This is a genomic window from Spirochaeta dissipatitropha, assembly GCF_054657935.1.
The window spans coordinates 22,861-48,471 of the sequence record NZ_BAAHXT010000008.1; the positions used below are offsets into that span (position 1 = coordinate 22,861).

Sequence of the window (25,611 nt, forward strand, 5' to 3'; positions counted from 1 at the left end):
TCCTGCCTTATTCGATTAGCGCTCTGGTAGTATCATTCTGTAGACTGAAAAAAGATAAAATTCTTTCCAGATTTTCTGCCTGCTCATTCAATAGCTGTGCCGCAGATGACATGTCTTCTGTTCTGTCGGTTTGCTGATCTGCGGCAGCAGACAGCTCTTCCGAAGATGCTGCAGTCTGTTGTATCACATCATCCAGTTGTGCAACAGCAGAATTTACCTGCTGCGCCCCGGAATTCATTTCACGACTGGAGGCTGCTATTTCTTTAATCAGTTCTGTGGTTTTTCGTATTGCCGGTAGCATTTGTGTCAGTAATTCACCAGCTTCTTCCGCTACAACAACAGAATGATTACTCAAAGAACCAATTTCCTTGGCGGCGGTAGCTGAATTCTCAGCAAGCTTCCTTACCTGAGCTGCAACCACCGCAAAACCCTTGCCTGATTCACCAGCTCGTGCAGCTTCAATTGCTGCATTGAGAGAGAGCATATTAGTTTCACGGGCAATATCTTCAATGATAGTAATTTTTTCTGCTATCTGTTTCATTGCACCAACCGTTTCCTGCACAGCTGTTCCGCTTTTCTCTGCATGAATTGCTGACTGCTCTGCAATTGCTTCTGTTGATTCTGCGTTATCCTTACTTTGTTGAATCGTAGCCGCTATTTCTTCAATAGACGCAGATACCTGTTCGACAGAAGCTGCTTGCTCACTGGCACCGGATGATAACTGCTGAGATACTCTGAGCGTCTCGCTTGCACCTTCTGCAGCATCTACTCCGAATTTTTTAAGATCTATGCTTGTATCGAACACCCGGGAGGTGCTCTCTTTTATGCTGGAGAAAACATCATTTAACTTTTCCTGAAGATTCTGAAATGAGCGTGAGAGCTCACCGATCTCGTCACTGCGGTTTCGGTACAGTACATAATCCTCAGAGGACAAGTCGATCGAAAAATCTCCCTCTGAGTAGCGACCTGCAAGATACACCGCTGCCTTAATCGGTTTTGTCAGCTTTTGGGACAGCAGGAATATTGAAAAAATTGCTACGAGCAGTACAAGTCCATTCAGGCCAACTATTGTAAAGGTAATCTGGCGAACAGATGAATAGAACTCATAATTGGGAATAGCAACTACAAGCAGCCATCCGGGGGAGTGGGGGATGCTTGTATAGAAGGTTGTCATGGGAACACCGGATTCATCAATGTAATTGCCAAAACCTTCATTATTCTCCAGCATTTCAGCAGCAAGAGTATCGAGTCCATTGAATCCCAGCTCACTTGATTCAAAGGCGTTCAGTTCCATTCGATATTCTTCATTGGGATGAGATACAAGCAATCCCCGGGAATTCATAACAAAATTGACTGCATTGTCAGTAACCCCGCGGGCGGATACGATCTGGTCGAATGTATGCAGGGTAACTGCTATAACTACCTGACCGGCAGCAGATCCATCCGTGTCACGAACAATATGGCTTACCATGAACTGGGTTTGATTAAAGGTCCTGGACACAATAGGCTCATCGATATGTGTAGTTTGTCCCTGAACTGTAACTGCCTGAAAATAACCCCGGTCAAACACATTGTTTGATGTGCCGCGGGATCCATAATTCTGCCCGTCTTTAGCTACAAAAACATTATGACTGTGGTCGGAATTAAGAATATCCTGACGGTCGATCATGAATTCCCAGATAGCATCAGTATCACCTGATCGCATGAGCGGTAGATGTGCCAATACAGCGGCTTCGTTAATGTGGCCCTGCATCCAGCGACCCAGTCCTTCCGCTCTGGCTCTGGTTTCGTTCTGTGCAGAATCAGATACCAGATCTGTAGCAACTGAACGAAGCTGCACCAGCAATATTGAAGATTGCATTATCAAGAGAAAGCCGACAATACCGCCGAAAAGCAACATCATACGCCCACTTAATGAATTTTTTATCATGATCCTCTCCTCTTGATAAAGTATTATGGAAGCCGCACTGCATTTCAAATGCTCTGCTCTGATTGAGTGAGTAACCGGTTAACATGCATTGGGGGGCTACTAATAGCGGCGCAACAGTGTATACTGTAAGCAGGCAGCCCGATAAGAGGTTATAATGAGTAAGGAAAGAAATTCCAGGAAAGACGAGAAGAAGAAGCCGCTGAAGACCCAGAAAGAAAAGCGCAAGGAAAAGAATGAGAAAGCAAACAGCCGGGAGCCGCTTGGTTCCAAATAATGAGCGCTGTGCTGATTGACTCGATGCGGGAGCCCCATCCGGGGTTCTTGCAGCAATAGATCCACTCTTGCGCTTCTATTAAGATGACTATGACCATTACCGGGCTCGCAAGAACCTACGACCGGCATCCATGTTTTTTGCCTGTAACCCTATCCGATCTTCCAGTGAATTGAGTAGTTTCAATATATGAACAGTATAAAAAATCTTTCAGCCTCCCAGGCAGCTGTACTGGGATGTCTCGTAGCCGATGCCGCTGGCATGGGGGTTCACTGGATATATTCCCAGGGAAAACTCTCAGCTATTGCCAAGGATCATGCAGGTAATCTGGAATTCCTGGAGCCGGAAGCATCCAATTATGAAGGAGTTCCGGCATTCTTTGCACATCCTCTGCGTACAGCCGGGGAAGGTTCAAACTACAGCGAGTATATCAGGGTACTGTTCAAGGCAATTAATACAGACGGTTTTTCCCCGGGAGCGTATATCCGGGCATTCGGTGAGCATTTCGGCGTAGGCGGAAGCTATGTGGGGTTCGCCGACAGTCCCATGCGGGAAACTGTCTACAATATGACCAGTAGAATGAAGGAGCTGCATCGTTCAATTAATTCCATGAAGAGCACACTCCCGGCGGACAAGATGAGTGGAGCGGCTCACTACATCTCCCGGTATTTTTTTGAGTATGATACGGTGGGTCTGAAGCAGACTGTGCGTATACCCTTACGGCTTCAGGAATTCAGCCGGGATGAACTGCTGGAGGTCGACCGGATAATCGATGAGCTCTCCGCTGATCATCAGGCTCTCGGCCCGGATGATGATCAGATGCCGGCTCTGTCGCGTGGAGCGGTACTCCCTGTGTTCTATTCCGGTTCCCGTCTGGATGAAATAAGCGAACAGGCAATCCGCATTACCAATAATAATGATACCGCGGTTGCATACGGAATCTTCTTCAGCCGTATTATGGCAGATATGTACGAAGCGGTCAGGGATCGCGGTCAGCCTGCCATGGACATTAAATCTGAACTGATTCAATCGCTCAATCAGCATATATACCTGTTGCCAGATGCCTCGAAGGCCCGCATGCAGGAAGCAATCGATTCTACCGAACTTGATTACAGAGGCATGGCGAAACATTTCGGAGCAGCCTGCCATGTGGATATGGCCGTACCCCTGGCGTTGCATATTCTGCTGCACACCAGTAGTTTTTCTGAAGCAGTGCAGGCCAATAATCGCGCCAGCGGAGACAACTGCGGACGCGCTCTCGTACTGGGACCGCTTGCCGGTGCAATGTACGGAGCCGGTGGTGATTCAGGCATTCCCGAGGACTGGCTGACACGCACCGTATTGGTACAGGAAATACGCAGAAGCCCTGCCTGGAAGCTGTTGGAATAGGCCCTGTGTAAAAAAAAGCTCTGTCAAACCTTTGTTTGACAGAGCCCGGACCTGAAGGTCAGTGACTTATCCGTCAGGATTAGTTGCCGAGAACGGGTATGGAGATCGGTAAATTATCAAGACCGCTCCTGTTCTGCTCGCTTTTGAGAAATGCATCCATTGCTGTTGCCAGACCTGTCAGTGCAGCTTCCGGAGTAATGCTGATAGCAAACTCGATTGTATTTCCGTCAGCATCCTGGCTATTGAATGTACCGCTGGCGAAGTCGGCAGCCATGTCGTCGATCAGGTCAAGCAGTGCTTCAGGTGCTTCATCGCTTTCCTGTTCAAGTAGCTTGCTTAATGCAGCCTGGATTGCACCGTAGCGTTGTTCTGCCCCGTTTGCATTTCTGCTGCTTTCATTCGAAAGGTCGGCTGGAATGACCCTGCTTATATCAATATCATCAATACCGAATGCCTCAGCGGTTTCCTTGTTTGCATTTTCAATTGCGATGCTTAATCCGCCGGAGGCCTGAGTCGATGCTCTGGCTGCAGCAATGGTAGTCAAAGCGGTTACTGCAATAGAAGCTGTATCTTCTGTTGAACTTATATAACTCACAAGACTCTGTCCTGGAGCAAGATCAACTATTTTATCACTGGCTTCATCTCGATATGATCCACCTTCGACAGAAACTGCGAAGGGTCCATTGTAATCTCCGATTGATACGGTATAGCCACCATTGTCAGCACTAACAGTAGTGCCCAGAACAGCCCCCAGGCTTCCGTCATTTTCCAGTGCATATACAGTTATTTCTGCAGAACCGATTGGTCCTTTGACAGCTGATCCGGAAACTGTAGTGCCTCCGAAAAAATTACAGCCGATTAAGGCTGTGCTTGCTATGATTAATCCCGTCAGTAAAAATATACGTTTCATCGTTTTCATAACGACCTCCTGTAGTGGGCGAACCCTTTTTCGGTGCCTCAAGCACCTTTTCTTACCGTCTGTTCTCATATACCAAGGCAGATGAGAATGGTTTCATTTTCTTTCATAGTCATGGCCAGTAAACATGTTGTTGTGTTCTTCCCGGTACTTTCTTTCTCTACGTTCTTCGACCAGATTCTCAATGCCTTTTTCCTTGATTTCTTCCATTCTGTCTTTCAATCTATGGAGTGCCTCATTAATATTATGTGTGTCGTTGTTGTTCATGCTATCCTCCTTTATAATTCTGCTTACATATACATGAATTACACAAAATGGTTTCAGATCTGAAACCATTTCATTAAAAAAGCGTATATAATCATAGCGAAAAGAGTTTTTGAACGGGAACCTGAATGAATACTTCACAAGATCAGTTGGCTGTTGATGAGGCCGACAGAGCAGCAATAGAAAATACCTTGTCGGGTGACCGTAATGCCTTCGGGGAAATTGTTCATAGATATAGTGGTCCGATGTATTCTCTCGCATTTCAGCTATGCTCCCAACCGGAAGAAGCAGAGGAGGCGGTGCAGGAAATTTTCTCCAGGGTGTTCCGCGCTCTGCCGCAATACCGAACTGAAAATCGATTTTTTTCCTGGCTTTATTCTATCGCGGTGAATTATCTGCGGTCACAGAATAAATCTCGGAAAAAAAGAGATCAAAAAGTAACCGTCCAGTTTCCGGTTCTGACAGGCGGAATCCCAGCGGAGTCGGATTTTGGGTCTCCGGAGAATACCGCAGTCAGGCATGCCGCTCATGAAGCGGTGATGCAGGCTTTACAAATGATACCCATTCGGTATCGGGAGGTATTTGTGCTTCGTCATGTAGAGGAATTGTCATCAAAGGACACGGCAGAGATCCTGGATGTTCCAGAGAACACAGTAAAAACAAATTTACGCAGAGCCCGAAAAAAACTGGCAGATATTCTTGTGAAAAGGGGCTGGTCATGAAACCATTTCTCCCGCAATGCGTATATATTATCAAGGAGTGTGTGTCATGACGTGCAGACAGTGTTGCAGGTTAATGAAGGCATCTTTTCTTTCGGGATCCCTGGACCAGAGAGTACATGAGCATATTCGGAACTGTGAATCCTGCATGCAGGTCTGGTCAGCCTTGAATATAGTCGACCAGGCATCGGTATTAAGGAAGGATCCGCCGGAAGATCTCTCGGATCGCGTAATCACTTCAATCTTCTCCAGTCTCGAAAATGGGAAAGATGCATCGGGACATGGGCGAGTGAAGCGTATCACAGAATTCTGGAACGCTACGGTTCAGCAGACGGTTAAAATTGCTGCAGCAGCAGTCCTTCTGGTAGCGCTCACTGTGACCATTACCCTGAGTGTTGCACGTCCTTCCAATGAACAGCAGACCATTCTTGTTCATCTGGTTCTGGATGCACCCCAGGCTCAGTCAGTGTCAGTAGTTGGTGACTGGAATGGCTGGCAGCCGGATGTCCATCAGATGGCGAATACACAGAACGGTATCTGGGAAATCAGGATAGAAATGAAACCTGATGGTGAATACCGGTATCAATTCCTTGTAGACGAAAAAGACTGGATTCCGGATCCTGATGCTCCACTTCAGGTGGCGGATGGGTTCGGCGGCATAAATTCAGTTATGAATTTATAGGAGGTTAAGATGAAATATGTAATCCGTGGTATAGGAATCCTCCTGTGTATGCTGGTAGTCGTTCAGTTTGCTACAGCTGAGAGAAATTACCCAGCAGAACTCGCTGACGAACTGCTTCGATCGGGTTGGCAGAACAGCACGGAAGCAGAATTAAGGCATGCTCTTGATACCCTTGACTGGGAAGCCACCACCTTTGCTTCTGCAGAGGCAAGTGCTCTTGGTCTTATGTATATTGTCGAGAACAGCAGCGAAGTATCCTTGCAGAATGCAGCAGAAATGGCCCTGGAATTATCTCGAATATCCAGTACTATGAGGCGGGCAGGGGCCTCCTCCCGTGATTCCGCCCTGGCTACCGTTATGGGAGCCAGAAAAATCAGTCACGTACTGGACTCTTTATCCAGGGAACCGGATCATGCATTTCCCGATCTCGTACGGGGAGAATTAGGCAGCTTTATTGCTGCACAAAGCCGTGTCATTTCAGGACGCGAGGTTCAGTCCCGTGTCCGTCAGATTCTTTCGGATGTACCAATCCCCGGAACACTGCCTGGTCCAGGAACGGGTATGCCGAATGATCTGAATGTACCTGCTGGCCCATGATTGGGGAGACGCGGAATGAGGATACAATGACGGGAAAGTATTTTGTCAGACAAATTATGATTCTTTCAATGCTTGTTACAGTAGTCCTACCACTGCCTGGCTGGAGTCTGGTGGAAGCAATAGATTCCAGCAGGCTCTCGATATATAGTTCAGATGACATCGCCGATATCGAGTTGGTCTTTATTAAAGCAGAAGAAGCAGGTGTTAATCCCGATCTCTTGATTCCCAGACTGGAAGAGGGACTTGCAAAGCGAGTTCCTGCAACTCGTCTGATTCCAGTACTGCATCGGGAGCTTATATTACTTACAGAAGCCAGAGAACTCCTGGAAACTCATGATTATGGAGCTGTAATTCTGAAGATTCCGGGGGGATGGCAGCGGACTGCAAATCTTCTGGCCGGAGGGGTGGAAGAGTACGATGTTCTGTCTATTATTGATTCGGTACAGCATCAGCCTGATTTGTACAGACCGGCCAGTGCTTTATATATGTCCTTGATTAATTGGGGTGTCGAGAGCACTCCTGCTCTTAACCTGCTTCAAATCATGACTGTCTCGGAGATTAATCCAGTGGATTATCCCGGAATTGTTGATATTCTTACAGATGCCAGACGATTGCGATACGACATTGATTATGTCCTGAATTCCATTATTGACAACGCCCCGAAGTCGACCGAGGTTCAGGAATTGCGGCGGCGGGTGTTGAGAAGATAGGAGAAGTAAAAAATGAGGAAACATATACTGCTGGCTATTATTTTTGTAGGAACTTTAGCTGCACATGCTGGTTCTGCATCTCCTTTACTCAGCCTGCACGGAGATGCAAATTTCGTTTTGTCTCAGGATGATACTACAGTTCTGATTCAGGGCGGAGGACAGATAGTCTACAGATCTACTTCTTCAGGACTTGGCTTTTTTCATCTGTTTGGTCAGACCGATCTGATGCATGTCGCAGGTAATGAAGCCTTATTTGGTGATCTTACACAACTTGATACAGTCTTTCTTTTACCTTTTCATGGTGTGGAAATCGAGACTAGTGCAGGTTCAGCCTTTGCAATTCAGGACTTGTACGGGAATGGATCGAGCATACATCCCCGTTGGGGACTGAAACTGCTGTTGCCTTCAGGTTATGCATCACCCCGATGGGAGTTGCAGTATTCTGGAGATGTTTTGTTTAAAAGTGATACAACAGGAAAAATCCTTGAACAGGAAGCATTGCTGACCTTCACGCTGGAACCGGATATACGTCGCATGTATTCAATCAGTATCACAGGCAAGGAGGGGAACTCAAATATTCAGGATCGGGAGTGGTCTGTACGGAGGCTGGGCTTCGAAGCACGAACTGCAGGACTCATCGGCTATTTTACTGCCTGGGATATAGCAGCAGGCAGCACATGGACGGTCAGAAATGAACCCTCCCTGTCTAATGTATCCGCCTCTCTGCTTACAGAGTGGAAATTCAGTCCAATCCGTCAGATCAGTGTATTTTCGGATGCCGTTCTCGAGTACAGCCATTATTATAGCGCTGCCTTGAACGCATTCACTATTAAAACTACAGTCAGGGCCGATTATACTCCTGATGACCGTATATACTTCAGCTCGGGTTTGGGCGGGTATGTTGGCATAGCTGATTTCTATGACTCAACTGTCTGGAACCTGAATACCAGCTTCGGCATTGAGTATGTTTTCTGACCCATAGCGATCGCCAAGGTATGGAACAGGTCCCTATAGCACAAAGGCCCGGCTTGCAATATTGAATTCCTCCTGGGAGGGCCGGAACTCCATTTTTTTCGGCAGAAAGTGACTGTCAAACTTCCGGGCCATCTCTTCATCTATTTCGTATACATTGCTGGGCTGGAATCTCCATGACTGCCCTGCGAGGCAGCCGGGTTCAAGCTCGAATACCATGAGACTGTAGGGAAACATTCCATGGCTGTCGCTTACATGAAGGCTTTTCGAGCCGACAAATCCATGTTTGCAGTAGTTATGGGGGTGTCCCTCAATAACGATTGCTTGCTGACCTGCTTTGCGGGCAGCCTCCATGCTGTGCCGGATAAGTCTTGAGCCTATTCCCCGTTTCTGTAGTTCCGGCCGGACGCTGATCGGACCAAAGGTAATTGTGTCCATGCTTCTGCCGTCTTCACTCACAAGCCGGGATTTACAGTACATAATGTTTCCGACTATTCTACCGCCGAGCACGGCTACAAAATCGAGTTCCGGAATAAAATCCTGGTGATTCCGCATGACATGTGCCAGAAAGTGCTCGTCACAGCCGGGGGCATGCAGGTTCCAGAAAGCATCCCGGGTCAGTTCTTCAACCTCTCTGTAATCAGCTTCATTCTCATTTCTCAGTACGAGATCCATGGATTATCTCCTCACTACACCTGTTTCATACAGATTAGTTCCGGGTATGCTGTAGGTCAAGCTTTGAATCTTTTATTATATGACATTGTAGCTTTATGCAAAATTACATTTTGCATGAGCATTCGCAAGACTATAAATTCTCAAGTTGTTTACATAAAACAACTTGAGAATTTGCTACTAATGCGAGGAGGAAATTGCACGTAATTTTGCAATTTCCTCATTGTATACTGTTTTTGCTTTGACAAATGAGCATCCGGAGAGAATACTTTAGAGCATGACAAGCAAGGCAATGAAGAGAAACATACGAAACAAGATAAAAGTCATTAGTGTGCTATTCATGCTGCTGACCCTGTTCGGCAGCTACGTTTCACTGGACTGGTCACGGGTAATGTTCTTTCCGATCGACACGTATATTGAACCATATACTATAGTTAGAGCCTTCAAGCTCTTGAGCTCGTTCTTGTGCGCCTTTCTGGTATGGACTACCTTCTCCAACAAGTTCAGCGAAAGCGATTCATGGAAGATCAAGGCATGCTTTGTAGTAATCTTTATTGGCGATGCATCCTTTACCTTCGGGTTTCCCCTGGCAGGAGTCATTTCCTTCGCACTGGGTCAGATTCTGCTGACGATCCGGAATGCCGATGGTTTGAAGTATTATATCAAGAATAAATTCTACATCAGGGACTGGTTGTTCAATTCAGTAATCGGATCAGTCATTCTGCTTATAAATATCTCGGCTCTGTATTTCGTGTTCTACCGGACCCTTGGATTTTCACCGATGTTCGTTCTGTTCGCAGTGTACTCGGTCTTTCTCTGTCTGTCGGTGTGGTTTGCATGGGTCTGCATTAAAATCGACTATTTTCATGATGTTAACTCAATACTGATTGCTCTTGGCATGAGCTGTTTCTTTCTCTGTGATTTCACGGTTGGATTCAATATGTCCTCACCGGATCCGCAGACTAGAGTCATAGTGTCCAGTCTGACCTGGATTTTCTATGCACCTGCGCTTATTATGCTATCGCTGAGTAGCTACAATTTTGACTCTTTTCTCAGTAGAAAATCAATTATGAACATAGAGAAGGAATTCTGATTTATAATGCAGACTATGAGAGCGTGCGTACTGTCAATCATACTCTTTCTCCTTGCCTTTTCCGTTTCTTCGCAGATTGTGGATGGGGTTCTTGATCTGCGTGGGTTTGATTTTTCCGCACCAGTCAACATATCCGGAGACTGGGTACTGACCCTGCCGGATGGCAACAGCCTGCTCTCACCTGTTCCAGGGAGATGGCATACCGATGATCCGGATGTCGTGTACACTCTGAATATTCTGAGCAACGGAAGGGACAACCTTGTGCTGGCTCCCTCCCAGGTGAATTCCCGCTACGAACTCTATCTGAACGGCGAGTTTCTTGTCTCGGAGGATGCCTATCGATTTCTGTACATTCCGCTGTCTCTTCAGGAAGGAATGAATACCCTGGATTTTCATATCAACGGCACGGCCGATCCGGTAGGCGGAATCAGAAGCGTTCCCTATCTCGGTACAGCCTCACAGATGCTGGAACGTCACAGGAACAACATTCTACGGGATGCTTTTTTTGCAGGCTGTTCACTGATCATGGCTGTTTTCTTTATGGTATTATATATCCGCTACAAACAGGAGCGGTCGAGTCTGTATTTTTCTCTTCTTAGTCTATTCCTGGCTCTGAGAGGGCTGGTTACGAATGACAAACTCATGTTCTATTTTCTGCCGGATTCGGCCGGGTTCCTGGTACAGAGGATTGAATATCTGGCGGTGTATCTCCTCCCTCTTTTGTTTGCCCTGTTTATCAAGAATTACTTCGATGATCTCAAGCACAACAAGCTGCTGACAGTCGTGATTCTCCTGTGTTTTGTGTTTCCTGTGACAGTGCTGATTCTACCTCCCATTATCTTTAAATCTATCCTCTTTTATTATTTCGGGTTTGCGGTAGTTGCGATAGCAATTGCAATAGGTCTTTTGATTCTGTGTGTAGTCAGAAAAGTTGAAGACTCGTTGAAATTCCTCATTTCTCTGGCCTGTGTCTTCCTCGCTGCCTTGTATGACATTTCAGTAGTCATATTCCGCAATTCTGAAACTCATATTCTGTCAATCTCCTTGATTATTTTCATTCTCTACATGCTGTACAATATTTTCAGTAACGAAACCAAAAAACTGGAAAGCATTTCCCGCATCACCATGGAAAACATTCAGGTCAACATGTATCTATCTAAATTCGTTCCCAGTGAGTTCGTTAAAACGGTTGGACTTGGGGATCTCCTCACGATCAAGAAAGGTGATGGTGTCGAAAAGAGTATGACGGTAGTCTTTACCAGAATCCATAACTTCCATGAGAAGTTCAATAATCAGAAAGCAGAGGACACAATTGCCCTTCTGAATACTTACTATTCGATTATCTGTCCGGTCATAAAAGCCTACGGCGGATTTATTGATAAATTTATGGATGAGACCACCATGGCCCTGTTTCCGGGAAGATGCGATGATGCCCTGGACGCCGTGGTAGCCATACATAATGCAGTGGATGAATTCAACCGGAAGCATCCAGGTAAAGACAAGATACAGGTTTGCTCCGGCATTCATTTTGGCCTTCAGTTCATTGGTATAGTAGGGGATGAAAAAAGGGTGGATGCAACTGTTATTTCCAAGGTGGTTAATACCTGTAGCAGAATTCAGTCCTTCACCAGCAAAATAGGCCAGGAAATTCTCGTCAGTGAATCGGTGTGTGGACATCTGCAGCATCCGGAGAAGTACAGATTTCTGTGCATGGGGAAAATCAAATTGAAGGGTAATATGGATTTTATCAGGATCCATGCCCTATGCCGGAAGGATCCGCATGAGGCTGACCTGCATTTCAGCGAGGTAATGAGACGAATCCTGGATTCTTCTCTGGAAGAAATCGAAGGCTCACTCACACAGCTGCTGCATCGCTTTCATGACCACTCACCGACTGCGTATTATCTTGATCTTATTGCAAGAAACCGGATGCTTGAGGAGCTGGAAAAATGAGGAGAATAGCATTCTTATTCTGCTCGCTGTGGATCTTATCCTCCTGCGCGGCTGACTCTACTGTAATGGATATCTCCGGGGACTGGGTATTATACAGGAACCAATTCATTCAATCTGAAGTTCAGTCTACAGAATCAGCAACAGGAGAACAGGTCTCTCTGAATATACTGGACAGCATTTTCCGGAATCAGCTGAGCAGATACGGTTCCCTCAAAAAGAGCATAGAACTGGAAGCAGGGCGCTCCTACAGTCTGCGGGTTCCGGAAATATATTCTGCAAGCCGCATCTGGATAAACGGAGTACTGCTTCGGCAGCATGGGAGCCTGGGCACATCCGTCGAGACCTCGAGCCCGGACTACAGAGAAGATGTCATAGCCTTTACCCCGGGAAGCAGCCGTACAGAGATAATCATTGAGTATACAAATTTTCATTACCCCAACAGGAGTGCCCTCGGCTGGATATATGTCGGAGACAGCCAGAGAATACAAGCAGGATACATCCGGACCCTGAGCGTTGACTATCTGGTCCTTGGATCCCTGGTTGTATGCTTTGTATTGTTCCTTCTGTTGTACCTGGTTAATCTGCAGAACAAGTATAACCTGTACATGTCCCTGTTTACCCTCTGTGCAGCTGTGTATGTGTTTACAAACAGCAACATATATTTCGGCCGCGTGTTATTCGGGCTGGATGTATCCTACATGTACCGGCTGAATAATCTGAGCAGCATCTGGATTTTTGCCTGTATTCTGTTGTTCTTCAGCTATCTCTACCCTATAGAATTCAATAACCGGAAAACGCGATTTGTATTGCACGCAGCTGCAGTAATCTCTGCTACGCTGCTTCTTCCGCTTCCGCTGTTCAATACACTGAGGCTGCTGTTTGTATTTAAAGCGCACATAGCAGTGTCCGGCATAATTATTGTGTACTCACTGGTTCTGACCAGGAAAAACAAGCGCCCCTTATCCCTGCTGCTGCTGATCTTCTTTTTCGCATATTGGGCGGCTATGCTGGTTGAGTTCTTCCTTGGAGTTCCCAGCTCCATGTTTCTGCTGCTGTTGATCAGTGGAATGTTTGTGCTTGTTGCCATCAAAAGAGCCGAAACCAGTACTGCTATTGAGGAAAAGCAGGAGCTGAACACCAGAATCAGGGAGGTCTTTACCCAGTTCGTACCGCTCAATATTCTGGACAGCCTCGGGAACTCTGCCCTTATGGATAGACCACCAGGTGAGTACTACATGCAGGACTGTACCATGATGCTGCTGGATATCCGGGATTTTACGAAAATGTCTGAAGGACTCAGTGCTGAGGATAACTTTCTCATGATAAACAACTTTTATGAAATCGTCGGGTACGAGGTGGACAGGCACAAGGGATTTATAGAATCCTACGGCGGTGATGGAGTAAAGGCGATCTTTCCTGAATCCGCAGACGATGCAGCCGCCTGCGCCCTGGCAATCAGCCAGAAGGTATCAGAAACCTCAGGTATCAAGATTGGTATGGCCCTCCATTATGGCAAAGTCATATTCGGGACCATCGGATCCGACGATCGAATCCAGGCAACAGCGGTATCGGATGTCTCCAGAATACTGAGTGCGATAGATCACTTTGAATCCAAAATGGGTGTGGAAATAGCCCTGACCGATGAAGTCTGTTCCCGACTGAAGCTCGACTACACGCAATTGTTTTTAGGTAGAATAATCCTCAAAAACCAGACAGAAGGCATTGAATTGTGTCAGATTATACCGCCGAGCTTCCAGCTGGATCCTGAATTCGAAGCACTCTTCAACGACGGCATTCGCTTCGTACAGGCGCGTGACTACAGCAGAGCCCTTGATTGTTTTCAGAAGGCACACAAAATCAGAGACAGTCACATTCTTACTTCTTTTTATATACGGCAGCTCAAGGATCACATAACAGCCGGCGATGGGCTGTTTGTGCTGAAATTGTAAGGAATATGCGGGATAGATATATTATCTCTGTCTCTCAATTCTTCTGATTTCCATTACCTTTGCTCTGCTGGTTTCGGGTAGAGCGTCCGGATCATTTGGAAATCTATTATAGGGTTTGTACCAAAGCAAGGGATCGAACATATCCTGAAGATCAGCAGACTCAAATCTGTAGCCCTCAACCGCAAAGTAGAAATTTCTGAGTATGCGGAGATCTTCAGTTATTGCCAGATTCAGAGGAATGTCTCGAATAATATATAGTTCTATCAGTTCTGCGAGGTGTGGGGAGAACACCTGATTATAATACATAAACGCCCGACCAGGATTTTCGGAATCTGCTCCCTGTCGAATTTCCATCACCCCGGCATTGGCTAATGAGACCACAATTAACACGACTTGAATAATGGTGCCGATATTAAGCTGTCGCTTTTTCCTGCGCGCATCGGAAAATGATGAGCCTAAGCGTTCCTGAGCAGTCGGAGCAAGATGCTGCCAGTAATGTATAAAAGGTAGAACAGTAGTCCGGATCTGGAATCTGAAGATAAAAATGAATATGAAACCTACGAAAGCCGCCGTCAGACTGAGCACTGGAAGTTCAAGAATTACTGATGTAAGCACAATCATTGTCGTGACTACAGCGGGAATCAGCACAATGAGAAGGTTCCCTGAATTTTGCTTGTTCTGTATAACCTGTCTCATAAGTCCTCCACCATTTCTGCAATTTTTGAATGTTCCTGCGATTCTGTTCTGTCAGGTACTGCTGCAGTATTGGCCAGCAATAAGTATTCTTTTACAAAATCCATCTCTTTAATTAATACTGACAGGGAGTCATGCCGGCTGACTGTTACAGATTTCGCTGTTATGTAGGTAATGTCCTTTATTTTTTTCATAGTGTTTTCAACAATCATAATACAGCCAGGTAAAGCTAATTCCGGTAGTTTTTCGTCTTTTAGCAAAGTATGTAGTATGCTGCTTTCTGTGTACCAGTTGCACAGTACTGAAACATTATTGACACCTGTAAATCTGAATAGCAGGTTATTAGGTTTGGTACAATATACGACGAGAGAGTCAGGCTGGGGATCTTCTTTTGCGAATGAATCACTGACAGGTCTTGATTTTATTGAGTTCTGGTTCTTTTTGTCCAGCAGCCATTGTCTAACCTTAATGATTACTTTAAAAAAAGCGTCTGCATGGAGTGCCGGATAATTCTGTAAGCGTGAACGCAGGAGATCAACCTTGAGGCTAATAACTTCCTGATCCAGCTGTTTCGTGGGATTTTCCTTTGGCTCCTCAGCTTCTCTTTTTTCCTCTGGAAAATATTCTTTTAAACAGGAATAGATCGCATTACCATAGAAAACACGAGGTGAACTGAGTGCTTCGATTGTCTGGATATTTTTCAGAGAGATAGCACGGGAAATCGCTTGTGATGGATTTTTCATTTTTCCTATAAGCTCTTTCAATGATAATTGCGGCGTATGCAGTTTTCTCTGAATAAGAAAATATTCACAAAGCCTATTGCTGAAGAGTCTGATCTGGGTATTAAACTGCTTCAGATATTCTTCTTCTACATGAAAAAATTCTCGCTGGTTATATTCATTGAATTTCTGGATATGTAGCAGTTTTCTGTGATTATCCAGGTTGTCGACAAAAGATGTAAAAAGTGAGAGTTCATTTTGAATGGTGGATTCAGCAATCTCGGTTGAATGCAGCAGCTTGATTTCCAGTTCCAGCGTGCGGGTGAATTCCATAAGAAAATCATTGTAGTAACTAACTATATTTTGGGCTTTTGATATTGTTATATTATCCATATTCATATAATTCATTATAACTGTAATCTGGACATTTTCAAATTTATTATTTCAGCAAAAAAAGAGGCCGGAAGCGGTCACTGGGAGGGGATGCTTCCGGCCAATAAAGTGGGAGGGGAGAGGCCTGCAGTGCAGGTCGCTCCACCATTATTATATCGGGGTTCAGGCCCCAGACTTTAGCTGAAGTTGTTCCAGAAGCGGAAAAAAATCAGGAAAGGTAATTCCGGCGGTTTCGGCTGTGTCCACGCTTATGCTCCCTTCACAGACCAGGCCGGCTATCGCCATGGACATGACAATGCGATGGTCCCCGTGACCGTGAACTTTGGTGCCGCGGAATTTTGGGGCACCAGCGGCAGCCGGCTTTATTACCAGGCCATCGGGTCGTTCCTGAATGTTAACGCCGAGTTTTGATAGTTCTGCTGCCATGACTGCAATCCGGTCTGTTTCCTTGAGCCGGGCCTGCGGAACGTTCACCAGCCGGACTTCCTCTGATGCACAGGCTGCGCATGCTGAGAGGGCAGGTAGTGCATCCGGTATTGCGTTCAGATCGAATTCACCGCCCTTGAGTTTATCTGCCGGGCAGTCAGGGTGACCGGGACCGGCAATGACTACTGCAAAGTCTTCTATGCTGACTGTACAGCCCATTTCCTGCATGATCCCTACTACAGCCTTGTCGCCCTGGCTGTCGGTCATGTCCAGGCCTTCAAGACGTAGTTTGCTGCCGGTCATTGCTGCTGCACAGAGCATAAATGTAGCTGAAGAAAAATCTCCGGCAATTGGTTTGTTGAAGGCTTTAAATGATGCTCCCGGTTGTACGGTCCATTTTTCCCAGCCCATTCTTTCGGGAGCAATACCCTGTTCAGCCAGCCAGCTGAGTGTAATATCTACATACGGTTTCTCATTGAGCAGCGGAACATCGATGATGCTTGGCTCCCCGTCAGCCGGAGCAAGAGGGAGGGCGAGCAGCAGGCTGGAGAGATACTGACTGGTCTTGCACTCGATGCTTGTTCGGCCACCACTGATAGGCCCGCTGATTCTGAACGGCGGGAATCCATCCTTATTCAGGTATTCAATACGCGCACCGAGATCCTGCAGGCTGTCCAGTAGCGGTTTGATGGGTCTAGCCTGAATCTGTTCGTCACCGGTGAAAACGGTGCTTCCATGAACAAGGGCAGCAAGGCCGGCGGCCAGGTACAGAGTTGTTCCGGAATTTCCCACGTCAATTGCTTCGGCAGGCGGCTGAGGCAATCCTCCCAGACCCTGTACGGTAATTACATCGGTTTGTTCATCGATTGCAGCTCCGAATGCTCGGCAGGCATCAATACAGGATCGCGTATCTGCTGAGTACAGTGGATCCCTTATATAACTTGTACCTTCTGCCAGACTGGCAATCAGCAGGGCTCGAATGGTATGCGATTTGGATCCGGGGATCCGGACTGTTCCGGCCAGTTTACCGGGGCGTATTGTCTTTTCCATAACAGGCAGAGTGTAGCGGTATTTCCCTGGATGGTCAAAGTGTATCTACTGCTATGTTCAGTTTATGATTTCTGACAGGCCGCATAGAGGGCTTCGAGCAGATCGCCTTCCGGATCACCCTGCAGGGCCCAGAACATGACCCCTGCCAGTCTTTTTTCCTGGATATATGATGCCTTCTGACTGAAGCTCTGTTCGTTGTCAAAACTGATGATCAGACCGGAATCTGGGTTGTAGTAGTAAGGCGCTGCAGCTGCATTGTCAAAACTGTAGTGTTCCGGATGCTCAGTGATCAGTTTCTTGATTTTCTTCCAGCTCATGCCTGCTGACTCTGTCTGGCCTGCTGCTGGCTGATAGAATGGACTTCGATTGACTTGCTCCTTATTCTCTCTTGATTCCTGTGGCAGAACCCAGCTGCGGCCGTAGAATGGTACCCCGAGGGTCAGCTTGTCGGCTGGAAATCCACCATCAATCATGGCCTGAATTGAAGCCGCTGCGGAGGCTGGTTCCTGGCCCGCATTATCTTCGGGATACAAATCCGGCTGATACAGGTTGCTGTGGTGCCCACAGACAGAATCCCATTCACCGAAGAAATCGTAGGTCATTATGTTGAAGGTATCGTAGACCCTGGATAGTTCAGGAAGATTGAGCCTGGAATTGGCAGCTGGTGATGCTCCAAGGGCTGCAGTCAGAAGAAATGCTTCGCTTCGTTGTTGGCTGGCAGCAAGTTCGTCCATTGCCTGCCTGAGTTCACGCGAGAGAAGCAGGAAATTATCAGGGTCGTTTTCCCGTCGTATGTTATGTTCATGACCTCCGCCGGTAGGATATTCCCAGTCCAGGTCAAGTCCGTCAAATCCATGCTCGCTGAGGAAGGTAAGCGCGCTGCGGCAGAAGCGCTGCCGTGTTTCGGCTGATGCTGCGGCGTCGGAGAAATTCCGGCTCCATTCCCAGCCACCGATGGATATGAGTGTGCGGAGATTCGGGTGTCGTTGTTTCAGTTTTCTGAGTTCAGAAAAGGCTTCCAGGTCATTTTTCGGAAAGCCTATATGTACGCTGCCGTCCTTCTGAACATTGGCAAAGGCGTACTGAATTCTGCTGAGCAACCCAGCCTTGATCTTCGGAATGATTTCTTTGTGCTCGATATCGGGACCGCCGAAATAATATGCAATAATCTCCATATACCACTAGATACGTCAAAGCATGAGTCATGTAAAGGGGTCAATCAAAATACATGTTGATTTCTGTCGATTTGGGGATGAAGCTTAGTTGTGTTCGGCTGCTCTTCAGGTTGCTGACAGCTGTCTGGTTATGGAAACGAATCCGGGTAAGGTCGATGTTTCTGGATTCGATTACGACTGGAATGCCGGCGAATAATCTACCGCTCCAGCTGGAACCGCTCCAGTCCGCCTCACTAATAGAAATGCCCTGCAGTTCCAGGATCGCCCCGGAAGGTATGCCGGTAATGTTTATCTCGCTTGATCCCTTGGCTTCAGGAAAGTAGTCCACTATATGCTGGCGGAAGCTGTCAGGCCTGTGCTCTGCGAAGGTTTTCATTCTGCTGAGTTCGCTGTTCCAGGATTGGATCGAGATTGGTCTGCTCCAGCGTTGCGAGTGCTCGTGTATCTCCGGCCGCAGCAGGTCTGCCAGGGAATCGATGTGAGTCCTGACCCGATAAGGATGAAAAGTCGTACTCAGATGCACTGCAAGCCGCTGGATGAATTCGTGCCGGAACTCGTCTATCTCCAGGATTCCGCGGATCAGTTCACGTGACCAGCCGCGTTCTCCGCCCCAGACTCCCTCGTCCGTGTCCAGGATGTACTCAATCATATTGATTTCATGCTGATTACTGATCGGGCCGAAAATGTCTGTCCATCGATGATAGTCGAAGGTCCAGTCCATGTCGAAGATCAGCCAGCGCCAGCGCCCGTCGTCGGGCCTGAGTGCTCCACCGTTCTGCGGGCCATTGTAGCGCCAGTACTGAATATTGTTGAATGGCCAGTCGGTATTTGCACTGTACCACTGGAAGATGTGGTAATCGAGATAGTTTTCAATGTCGATACGTCTTCGGATCTCCTGCGGACTCAGGCGTTTACGGGTAATCTGTTCTACCATCTTCAGATACTCATCCCGAATCCCCGTAGTACCGTGAGCAATTCTGCCATTGAGATAAAGCATGGTGATGTCATCTGCATGTACACCATGGATAGATTCTATATAATGCTGATCCTGACGCTCGCGCAGCGCCTGAATGCCCCAGTATTCTCCGTTTATAAATACGACTGTCGGCTTGTAATGCTGGGTATCAACAGACAGATGCTGTACCAGGGTTTGTGCCACAGCGTCACGGAGCAAGGCCCTTCCATAATCCTGTCCGGCATTGCGGAGAATAAGGCGGTTGAATTCATCAATCGGTCTGCTGTCAAACACCTGATGGCTGAATGATCCCGGTCCGTATTCAGTTCTGGCATAAAGCCGGAGCGATTTCTGAGGCAGACGACGGCTGTGACCGCCGTGTATACGGATACCTATATTCTGTGCCAGGGGACGGCTCCCATCATTTTCGAAGAGTTCGAAATGAGCCGGGCGCTCCCAGTTATCTCCACGGCCACGCCAGTTCCCGGCCCCTATATCAGGATCGTTCTCACTGTAGTCGCCACGTGCTCCCGGGACGTAGATACCGCTGTCGTAGTCGAACAAATGTTCCCGGTCTGTTGATATGCTGACAACCGGCAGACTATAGCGGTCTCTACCCTGGTTCTCGATGAAGTAGCTATGGGTAAACTCTCTGGATGTGACATAATCTGCAATAGCCCTGGCGCGCACGACCAGTGCCTTCGGCTGCTCTGGAGGCAACCTCCAGGCATAGCGTGAGAATCCCCCGTCCACGGGAATCAGATTGGTTGGAATCCGTGAAATATCATCAGGACGATCAACAAGAGTTCCAATCGGAAGGGGATCCGTATAGATAAAACTGCGGGAATGACTGGTGTTGAGATCATCCTGTGAAACAAGAGCTTCCCACTGACTGTCAGTCATTACATGTGCCGGATTCGGTGATGATCCATCCAGTGTATAGTAAATGACAGCACCGGGAATCTCGCTTTCCAGAACAAGGTCGAAGTCTTCGGTGTAGAAGCCGGCGCTGTGACTGAATAGCAGATCGGCGGGGGCAATATGCGGGGCATCGTCGTTCGGGTATCTGGGCTTGTCCGGCAGACTGGGGTCCGGGCCAATCAGACTCGGACAGGCCGTCAGGGACAGCACGATCAGTATAATACTCAGTGCAGTAGTCGCGCGGCGCAGGACAGATAACAGCTGCTCGGCTCTTCTCTGTATCATTGCTCATCCTCGATTTCCGGATTACTGCTTTCCGGGGCGAAAAGTGGCTCTATAGTGATATTGTTGAGTGCCAGTGCGCTTCTCAATTCTCCGTTGGGTATTTCTCCATTTGAGTATTGCCAGCGGAAATAAGCAGTGCCACCTGGAAGGAGATCCGGAATCATGGCAGTTTCTCCCTCTTCTGTCTGCAGTTCAGACAGAATAAAGCTGTGGTCAACTGCAGCCCGGTTTTCCTCCAGGCTGCCGTCAAGCTGCAGTCCCTGCGCGATCTGTCCCAGCCGGGGATTAGCTGTAGAAACAATGTCTGCAAGCTCACTGAAGCCTCCGGTATCTGTATTGTACTTGAGGCGGATGCGGTTGTCGCGTTCTCCCAGGTACCAGAGCTCAACATGGTAACGGATACGAAAGCCGATAATAGTTCGCTCAGTGGGGTTTCTGTACTCGAGAAACAGGCGGGAATCCTGCAGCCCTATCGGGCCGTGTTCCCGAATACCGAATGAATAGCCATCCCGACCGTTGGTGAAAGCCCCAAATCCATCGAAACTCTGAGTCGTTGAATTCACGTCGCCGTCTTTTGAGAAGCTGCTGATACCGCTGAAAGCCCTGAAACCATCTTCGACTGCCGTGCCGTATTCATTCCGACCGCTGACGAACATACCCGGAGGCAGGCTGCGACCGCTACCTCGGTAGTTAGCAAAAGCCGTCTCGAATGTTCCATCGCTGTGCAGTGTAGGGTAGGGGCTGGGTTCTGCCTGAAATGGGCCGACACAGCCGCTGAACACAGGAATTATCCACAGGAATATCAGTAAGACCTGAATCCTGATTATGCAAGGTTTTTCTGCCCGATTCCACCGCATATACATGTAGTACGAGGAATGCCGGAAATTGTAAAGCCTCTCTTGAGTAGTAGCAAGATGGCACCATAATTTCCTCTCTCACCAAGCTGTAAGCAAAGATATATGAACATTGCTGTTGTAATAGAGGGTATGTACAAAACGAAAAAAGGAGTTTCGTATGCATACCCCTCCTTTCTGTCCCAACAAGGACTGCAAACACCACCATCATCATGAGCGAAGCAGATCCGAGAAAGAACGAGTCGGTAAATGGTTCTATCGAAAAGGGCGCCGCAGCTCAGCCTGTGCTGGTGAATTCCAGCGCTTTCAGTGTAAAGACTGTCGGCGTTATTTCTGTGAACGTACCTTCTCAATTGATTACTATGTGCAGAAAATCGTGCCCTATAGCGATTTGCTGAAAGATGTCCGCAGCCGATGCAGTCTTGCAGCTACACAGCGAAACCGCGGGATATCACCAGCAATCCGGCGCAACAGGATCAGCCGTCTGGCCCGCAACTGCATTGCCATGCATGCCGAGCTTGCCAGGTATCTGGACAAGCCAGAAGACCTGATTGCTGACGGATTTGTGTCCTTCGAAGTCAGTCAGTATTACCCCAGTAATCTACATATTCTCATTGGCAAGGAAAGCGAGTATCTCTATACCCTGGATCATGTTACCAATCGCCGAACCGGGACCATGACAGCTGTTCAGAAGAAAAAACAGGCTCGACTTGAGGCAGTTTTTCGTCCAGAACCGCGTGGAATCGTGAACTCCTTTATCCGTGTCATGAAGACCATGAGCAGGCAGATTGATCACTGGGATGCAGCTGCCCTGCCATATCTGAAGCTGCCGAAATCGGTCTGTCTGACTACTGACAACAAGAGGGAATACCCGGTTGCAATCGGCTGCTGTGAGCGAACGCATGAGCAGCTTGCAAGCGGTCGACTGGACTGGCTGCACATCAGTTCGGATCATAATCGGGGTCCTGGCGGGCCGATGTTTGCTATGGACAACTTCGACCGGGAGTTGCGAAAGGACATTGCAGCCTATGTCAGAGAGACGGTTACCTTCAGGCGAAATGTGATGAATGCGATGGAATCGGTACAGGTGTATCGCATGTATCACAACTTCATGAAGCCCTATCGTAGTCGTGATTCACTGAAGCAGAAACGCTGGCAGCGGGCAGGATTACCGGAGAAACTGGTGAGAAGTAAGCTCAAAAAGCTGTTTACGCAGCGCTCTTTTCTGAGTCATCTGGAGGGGGTCCCGGAGGAGGACATGCGGGTCTGGAAGCGACAATTATATACACCGGGACAATTGCATCAGCAATTGCCTGCGAGGTATATACTTAACTGAGGTTCATGGTGCCATCTTGTGATTACTAAAAGTTGGTTGTATACTTAAACTAACTATACAAGGAGTGTAACATGGATATGAAACGAACGTTTGGCAAGACAGGGCTCGAGATGCTTCCGATTGGAGTGGGTCTTTGGGCTGTAGGCGGCGGACAATGGGGTGAAACCAATGACAACGCTGCCTTGAGAATGCTGGACGCTGCAGTCGACCGAGGACTGCATTTCTACGACACTGCAGATGTATACGGTGAGGGACACAGCGAGCGCCTGCTGGGAAAATCCATGAAGGGCCGTCGCGACAAGTTCATTGTCGCTACAAAAATCGGCTGGATCGGATTTGACGGCGAAAAGGGCCAGAGTGCCTATGACACAGTCGACAAGCTGATCGCCGGCGTGGAGTCCAATCTGAAAAGACTCGATACCGATTATATTGACATAATGCAGTACCACGTGGATTTCCGCGAGCCGAACATGGAAGTGTTTCTTGAGGGCTGCGCGCGTCTGGTCGAGCAGGGTAAATTGCGGGCTTTCGGTGTAAGTACAAGTAATTACAGTTACCTGCAGGCTTTCAATCAAAACGGTGACTGCTCCAGTCTGCAGATCGATTACAGTATACTGAACCGGACTCCGGAGGCTGACTGCCTGCCCTACGCCAGCGAGCAGAAAATCGGAACCATAATCCGCGGTGGACTGGCCATGGGCATACTGACCGGCAAGTTCAGCAAGGAAACCACATTTCCTGACAACGATTTCCGCCAGGCCTGGATTACAGACCCGGACCAGAACAAGATCTTTAAACAGGATATCGAAACAGTCGAGAAGCTGAAAAAAGTACTCGAAATCGGACCCAAGGGGCAGACACTGGCTCAGCTGGCACTCCGGTTTCTGCTGGCTAACCCGGATGTCTCTATGGTAATACCCGGGGGGCGCAACACCGAACAGCTCGAACAGAATCTGACAGTGCTTGATATGCCGCCGATGTCCGAAGAGGAACTGCAGGCAATCAATGCGATTGTCCCACCGAAGGGTGGCCGCAAGATCTGGCCAGCCTGATCTCTGCTATTGTCTTCCGCGCAAGGGGGCGCAGCGTATGCCCCGCAGGAACTGCTGTCGCTGCAGGGCGGAGGTGACGAAGCCCGTATGCAGCGGCAGAGTCTGTGATTGCCGGGGAGTACCTGGAATCAGGCAGTTCCGAGGAGCAGCAGCGAAGGACCCGGTGCCGGCGGCTTTTTAGCTGCCGGTATGCGCCTGTTGTTTTTTGAGCATCATCTGCATTTCGCGGATTTCCTTGAGCTGTGCGTCTACTTCCTGCTGGTTTTCCGGTGAGTATTTTTTCGGAGCCCAGAGGAAGTGGAAGCTGAGGGCACCCTGTTTGCTGACAGCGGCATGATGCACGCGGTGGGCATTCAGGATGCGGCGCAGATAGCGGCTTTTCGGCTTGAACTTGAGACGCCGGATGCGGCCGTGGTACATAATATCGTGAAAGGTAAAGTAGCCCAGGCCGTAAAGTGCCACACCAAACCCGGATGATGCCATAGGCGCCCAGCCGCGGCTGAGTCCGAAGTAGATCAGAAAGGCCGAAAGGCTGGCAAAGAATATGGCATAGAGGTCGTTTTTCTGGAAGCGGTGGCCGCTTTTATTGTGGTGGTCATAGTGGAGACACCAGCCGTATTTGTGCATAATGTGTTTGTGGGTAAACATGGCCACGAACTCCATAGCGACGAAAGAAGCGGCAAAGGTGAATATGCTTGTAATTATTGTTGGAATGTTCATGTTCCTAATATATATATGCCAGCGCCGCTGTGGACAGTCAAATTACCTGAAAAAGAGGCATGCATGTCAAAAACCACTGATCAGACAGATCCGTACGAAATTTTCTCTGCCTATTACGACCTGGCCTGGGACGTATATGCAGAATATTGCTGCGATCTGATCCTGGCTGCCGAGGAATCTGCCCTGCGCCCATTCCGCAGAATCTGTGATGCGGCCTGCGGGACCGGCCTGCTTCTCGAGCTGCTCGGCCGCAGCGTGGGCGATGGTACCGGCGCGAGCGACGGCCCAGGTGCGAGCCACGGTCCCGGCCAGATCTCCAGACATCTCTGCGGCTTCGATCTCTCCTCCGCCATGATCGAAAAGGCCCGTGAACGCCTGCCCGGCTGCCCGCTGAAGCTGGCTGACCTCCGCAATCCCTTCCCCTTCCAGGGCCCGCTTGATCTCGTCACCTGCATGCACGATTCACTCAACTATCTGCTCGAGCCGGAAGAACTCAAAGGATTCTTTACCCGCGTCCGCCGTGTGCTCGCCCCCGACGCCGTATTTATCTGCGACATAAACAGCCCCGAACTCTACATCCAGCAGCAGGGAAAACACATGGACTACCTGCTCAAGGGCAAACCCGTCCGACAGAGCATGGATTACCGCCCCGAGAAACAACACGGAATCACCCGATTTCACTTTCCCGAAGGCAGCGAGGAGCACATTCAGCGCGCCTACGAGCCGGATGAAGTCGAACACCTGCTCCAGCAAGCCGGCCTCTACCTCACAGACAGCTTCGAAGTCGAGGACGAAGATCACGATCCCCATGCAGCCCACGGACCCGGCAGCGGAAAAATCGTCTATGTCACGGTAAAGGCCTGATCCGCAATGCGCCGATACCAAAGTATGATTACAAAAGGATTTGTGTTTATT

Annotated in this window: 24 protein-coding genes; 13 read left to right on the plus strand and 11 right to left on the minus strand. The window is 48.3% G+C overall.

Annotated features, from left to right (window positions below):
• Positions 1–7: 7 nt before the first annotated feature.
• Positions 8–1,930 (minus strand): methyl-accepting chemotaxis protein, encoded by a 1,923-nt coding sequence (locus tag ACYQ2L_RS10775; RefSeq protein WP_460055275.1) that lies wholly within the window; start codon positions 1,928–1,930, stop codon positions 8–10.
• 460 nt (positions 1,931–2,390) lie between these two features.
• Between ACYQ2L_RS10775 and ACYQ2L_RS10780 the strand changes: the two genes are divergently transcribed.
• On the plus strand, positions 2,391–3,590 hold the full coding sequence (locus ACYQ2L_RS10780) for an ADP-ribosylglycohydrolase family protein (RefSeq protein WP_460055277.1): 1,200 nt from the start codon (positions 2,391–2,393) through the stop codon (positions 3,588–3,590).
• A gap of 79 nt (positions 3,591–3,669) precedes the next feature.
• Here ACYQ2L_RS10780 and ACYQ2L_RS10785 read toward each other — a convergent pair whose 3' ends face one another.
• Together ACYQ2L_RS10785 and ACYQ2L_RS10790 are read right to left on the minus strand one after the other, a co-directional pair.
• Positions 3,670–4,509, minus strand: a complete 840-nt coding sequence (locus ACYQ2L_RS10785; protein ID WP_460055280.1) for a hypothetical protein — start codon at positions 4,507–4,509, stop codon at positions 3,670–3,672.
• A 93-nt stretch (positions 4,510–4,602) separates the two neighbouring features.
• Positions 4,603–4,773 (minus strand): hypothetical protein, encoded by a 171-nt coding sequence (locus ACYQ2L_RS10790; RefSeq protein WP_460055283.1) that lies wholly within the window; start codon positions 4,771–4,773, stop codon positions 4,603–4,605.
• Positions 4,774–4,898: 125 nt separating this feature from the next.
• Between ACYQ2L_RS10790 and ACYQ2L_RS10795 the strand changes: the two genes are divergently transcribed.
• The 5 genes from ACYQ2L_RS10795 to ACYQ2L_RS10815 all read left to right on the plus strand — a co-directional run bounded on the left by ACYQ2L_RS10795 (position 4,899) and on the right by ACYQ2L_RS10815 (position 8,453).
• On the plus strand, positions 4,899–5,492 hold the full coding sequence (locus tag ACYQ2L_RS10795) for an RNA polymerase sigma factor (RefSeq protein WP_460055285.1): 594 nt from the start codon (positions 4,899–4,901) through the stop codon (positions 5,490–5,492).
• 46 nt (positions 5,493–5,538) lie between these two features.
• Positions 5,539–6,171, plus strand: coding sequence for a hypothetical protein (locus ACYQ2L_RS10800; RefSeq protein ID WP_460055287.1), 633 nt, complete (start codon positions 5,539–5,541; stop codon positions 6,169–6,171).
• A 9-nt stretch (positions 6,172–6,180) separates the two neighbouring features.
• Positions 6,181–6,768, plus strand: a complete 588-nt coding sequence (locus ACYQ2L_RS10805) for a hypothetical protein (protein WP_460055291.1) — start codon at positions 6,181–6,183, stop codon at positions 6,766–6,768.
• A gap of 68 nt (positions 6,769–6,836) precedes the next feature.
• Positions 6,837–7,478 carry a hypothetical protein gene (locus ACYQ2L_RS10810; RefSeq protein WP_460055293.1) on the plus strand — a complete coding sequence of 214 codons (642 nt, stop codon included), beginning with the start codon at positions 6,837–6,839 and terminating at the stop codon, positions 7,476–7,478.
• A 12-nt stretch (positions 7,479–7,490) separates the two neighbouring features.
• Positions 7,491–8,453 carry a hypothetical protein gene (locus ACYQ2L_RS10815; RefSeq protein ID WP_460055296.1) on the plus strand — a complete coding sequence of 321 codons (963 nt, stop codon included), beginning with the start codon at positions 7,491–7,493 and terminating at the stop codon, positions 8,451–8,453.
• 33 nt (positions 8,454–8,486) lie between these two features.
• Here the strand turns inward: ACYQ2L_RS10815 and ACYQ2L_RS10820 are convergent, their stop codons facing one another.
• Positions 8,487–9,125, minus strand: coding sequence for a GNAT family N-acetyltransferase (locus tag ACYQ2L_RS10820; protein ID WP_460055298.1), 639 nt, complete (start codon positions 9,123–9,125; stop codon positions 8,487–8,489).
• A 274-nt stretch (positions 9,126–9,399) separates the two neighbouring features.
• On the opposite strand from ACYQ2L_RS10820, the gene ACYQ2L_RS10825 reads away from it, so the two are divergent.
• Genes ACYQ2L_RS10825 through ACYQ2L_RS10835 form a run of 3 tightly spaced genes read left to right on the plus strand, consistent with a single transcriptional unit; the run spans position 9,400 to position 14,117 of the window.
• Positions 9,400–10,215, plus strand: a complete 816-nt coding sequence (locus tag ACYQ2L_RS10825) for a hypothetical protein (protein ID WP_460055301.1) — start codon at positions 9,400–9,402, stop codon at positions 10,213–10,215.
• Between the two features lie 15 nt (positions 10,216–10,230).
• The gene (locus tag ACYQ2L_RS10830; protein ID WP_460055303.1) at positions 10,231–12,168 is read left to right on the plus strand and encodes an adenylate/guanylate cyclase domain-containing protein; all 1,938 of its coding nucleotides are present in this window, start codon (positions 10,231–10,233) and stop codon (positions 12,166–12,168) included.
• A complete protein-coding gene (locus tag ACYQ2L_RS10835; protein WP_460055306.1) occupies positions 12,165–14,117 on the plus strand; it encodes an adenylate/guanylate cyclase domain-containing protein in 1,953 nt (650 codons plus the stop codon). The genes ACYQ2L_RS10830 and ACYQ2L_RS10835 overlap by 4 nt, the downstream gene beginning before the upstream one ends.
• Positions 14,118–14,138: 21 nt before the next feature.
• On the opposite strand, the gene ACYQ2L_RS10840 is transcribed toward ACYQ2L_RS10835, so the two are convergent.
• Together ACYQ2L_RS10840 and ACYQ2L_RS10845 are read right to left on the minus strand one after the other, a co-directional pair.
• Entirely contained in the window at positions 14,139–14,813 is a 675-nt protein-coding gene (locus ACYQ2L_RS10840) for a YARHG domain-containing protein (RefSeq protein WP_460055310.1), read from the minus strand.
• Complete coding sequence (locus ACYQ2L_RS10845) at positions 14,810–15,553, minus strand: hypothetical protein (protein WP_460055312.1); 744 nt, start codon at positions 15,551–15,553, stop codon at positions 14,810–14,812. The genes ACYQ2L_RS10840 and ACYQ2L_RS10845 overlap by 4 nt, the downstream gene beginning before the upstream one ends.
• A 36-nt stretch (positions 15,554–15,589) precedes the next feature.
• On the opposite strand from ACYQ2L_RS10845, the gene ACYQ2L_RS10850 reads away from it, so the two are divergent.
• Positions 15,590–15,730 carry a hypothetical protein gene (locus tag ACYQ2L_RS10850; RefSeq protein WP_460055314.1) on the plus strand — a complete coding sequence of 47 codons (141 nt, stop codon included), beginning with the start codon at positions 15,590–15,592 and terminating at the stop codon, positions 15,728–15,730.
• Between the two features lie 354 nt (positions 15,731–16,084).
• On the opposite strand, the gene aroA is transcribed toward ACYQ2L_RS10850, so the two are convergent.
• From aroA to ACYQ2L_RS10870, 4 genes are all read right to left on the minus strand, one after another.
• On the minus strand, positions 16,085–17,398 hold the full coding sequence (aroA, locus tag ACYQ2L_RS10855; protein WP_460055316.1) for a 3-phosphoshikimate 1-carboxyvinyltransferase: 1,314 nt from the start codon (positions 17,396–17,398) through the stop codon (positions 16,085–16,087).
• A gap of 62 nt (positions 17,399–17,460) precedes the next feature.
• A complete protein-coding gene (locus ACYQ2L_RS10860) occupies positions 17,461–18,573 on the minus strand; it encodes a glycoside hydrolase family 18 protein (protein WP_460055318.1) in 1,113 nt (370 codons plus the stop codon).
• Between the two features lie 40 nt (positions 18,574–18,613).
• On the minus strand, positions 18,614–20,734 hold the full coding sequence (locus ACYQ2L_RS10865; protein WP_460055321.1) for a CotH kinase family protein: 2,121 nt from the start codon (positions 20,732–20,734) through the stop codon (positions 18,614–18,616).
• Positions 20,731–21,591 (minus strand): hypothetical protein, encoded by an 861-nt coding sequence (locus tag ACYQ2L_RS10870; protein WP_460055323.1) that lies wholly within the window; start codon positions 21,589–21,591, stop codon positions 20,731–20,733. The genes ACYQ2L_RS10865 and ACYQ2L_RS10870 overlap by 4 nt, the downstream gene beginning before the upstream one ends.
• A 157-nt stretch (positions 21,592–21,748) precedes the next feature.
• Between ACYQ2L_RS10870 and ACYQ2L_RS10875 the strand changes: the two genes are divergently transcribed.
• Entirely contained in the window at positions 21,749–22,924 is a 1,176-nt protein-coding gene (locus tag ACYQ2L_RS10875) for a hypothetical protein (RefSeq protein ID WP_460055325.1), read from the plus strand.
• Positions 22,925–22,995: 71 nt separating this feature from the next.
• Positions 22,996–23,976: an aldo/keto reductase gene (locus tag ACYQ2L_RS10880; RefSeq protein ID WP_460055328.1), complete on the plus strand. Its 981-nt coding sequence runs from the start codon at positions 22,996–22,998 to the stop codon at positions 23,974–23,976.
• Between the two features lie 177 nt (positions 23,977–24,153).
• On the opposite strand, the gene ACYQ2L_RS10885 is transcribed toward ACYQ2L_RS10880, so the two are convergent.
• Positions 24,154–24,696 (minus strand): sterol desaturase family protein, encoded by a 543-nt coding sequence (locus ACYQ2L_RS10885; protein WP_460055331.1) that lies wholly within the window; start codon positions 24,694–24,696, stop codon positions 24,154–24,156.
• Positions 24,697–24,759: 63 nt separating this feature from the next.
• Between ACYQ2L_RS10885 and ACYQ2L_RS10890 the strand changes: the two genes are divergently transcribed.
• Positions 24,760–25,560: a class I SAM-dependent DNA methyltransferase gene (locus ACYQ2L_RS10890; protein ID WP_460055334.1), complete on the plus strand. Its 801-nt coding sequence runs from the start codon at positions 24,760–24,762 to the stop codon at positions 25,558–25,560.
• Positions 25,561–25,611: the final 51 nt, after the last annotated feature.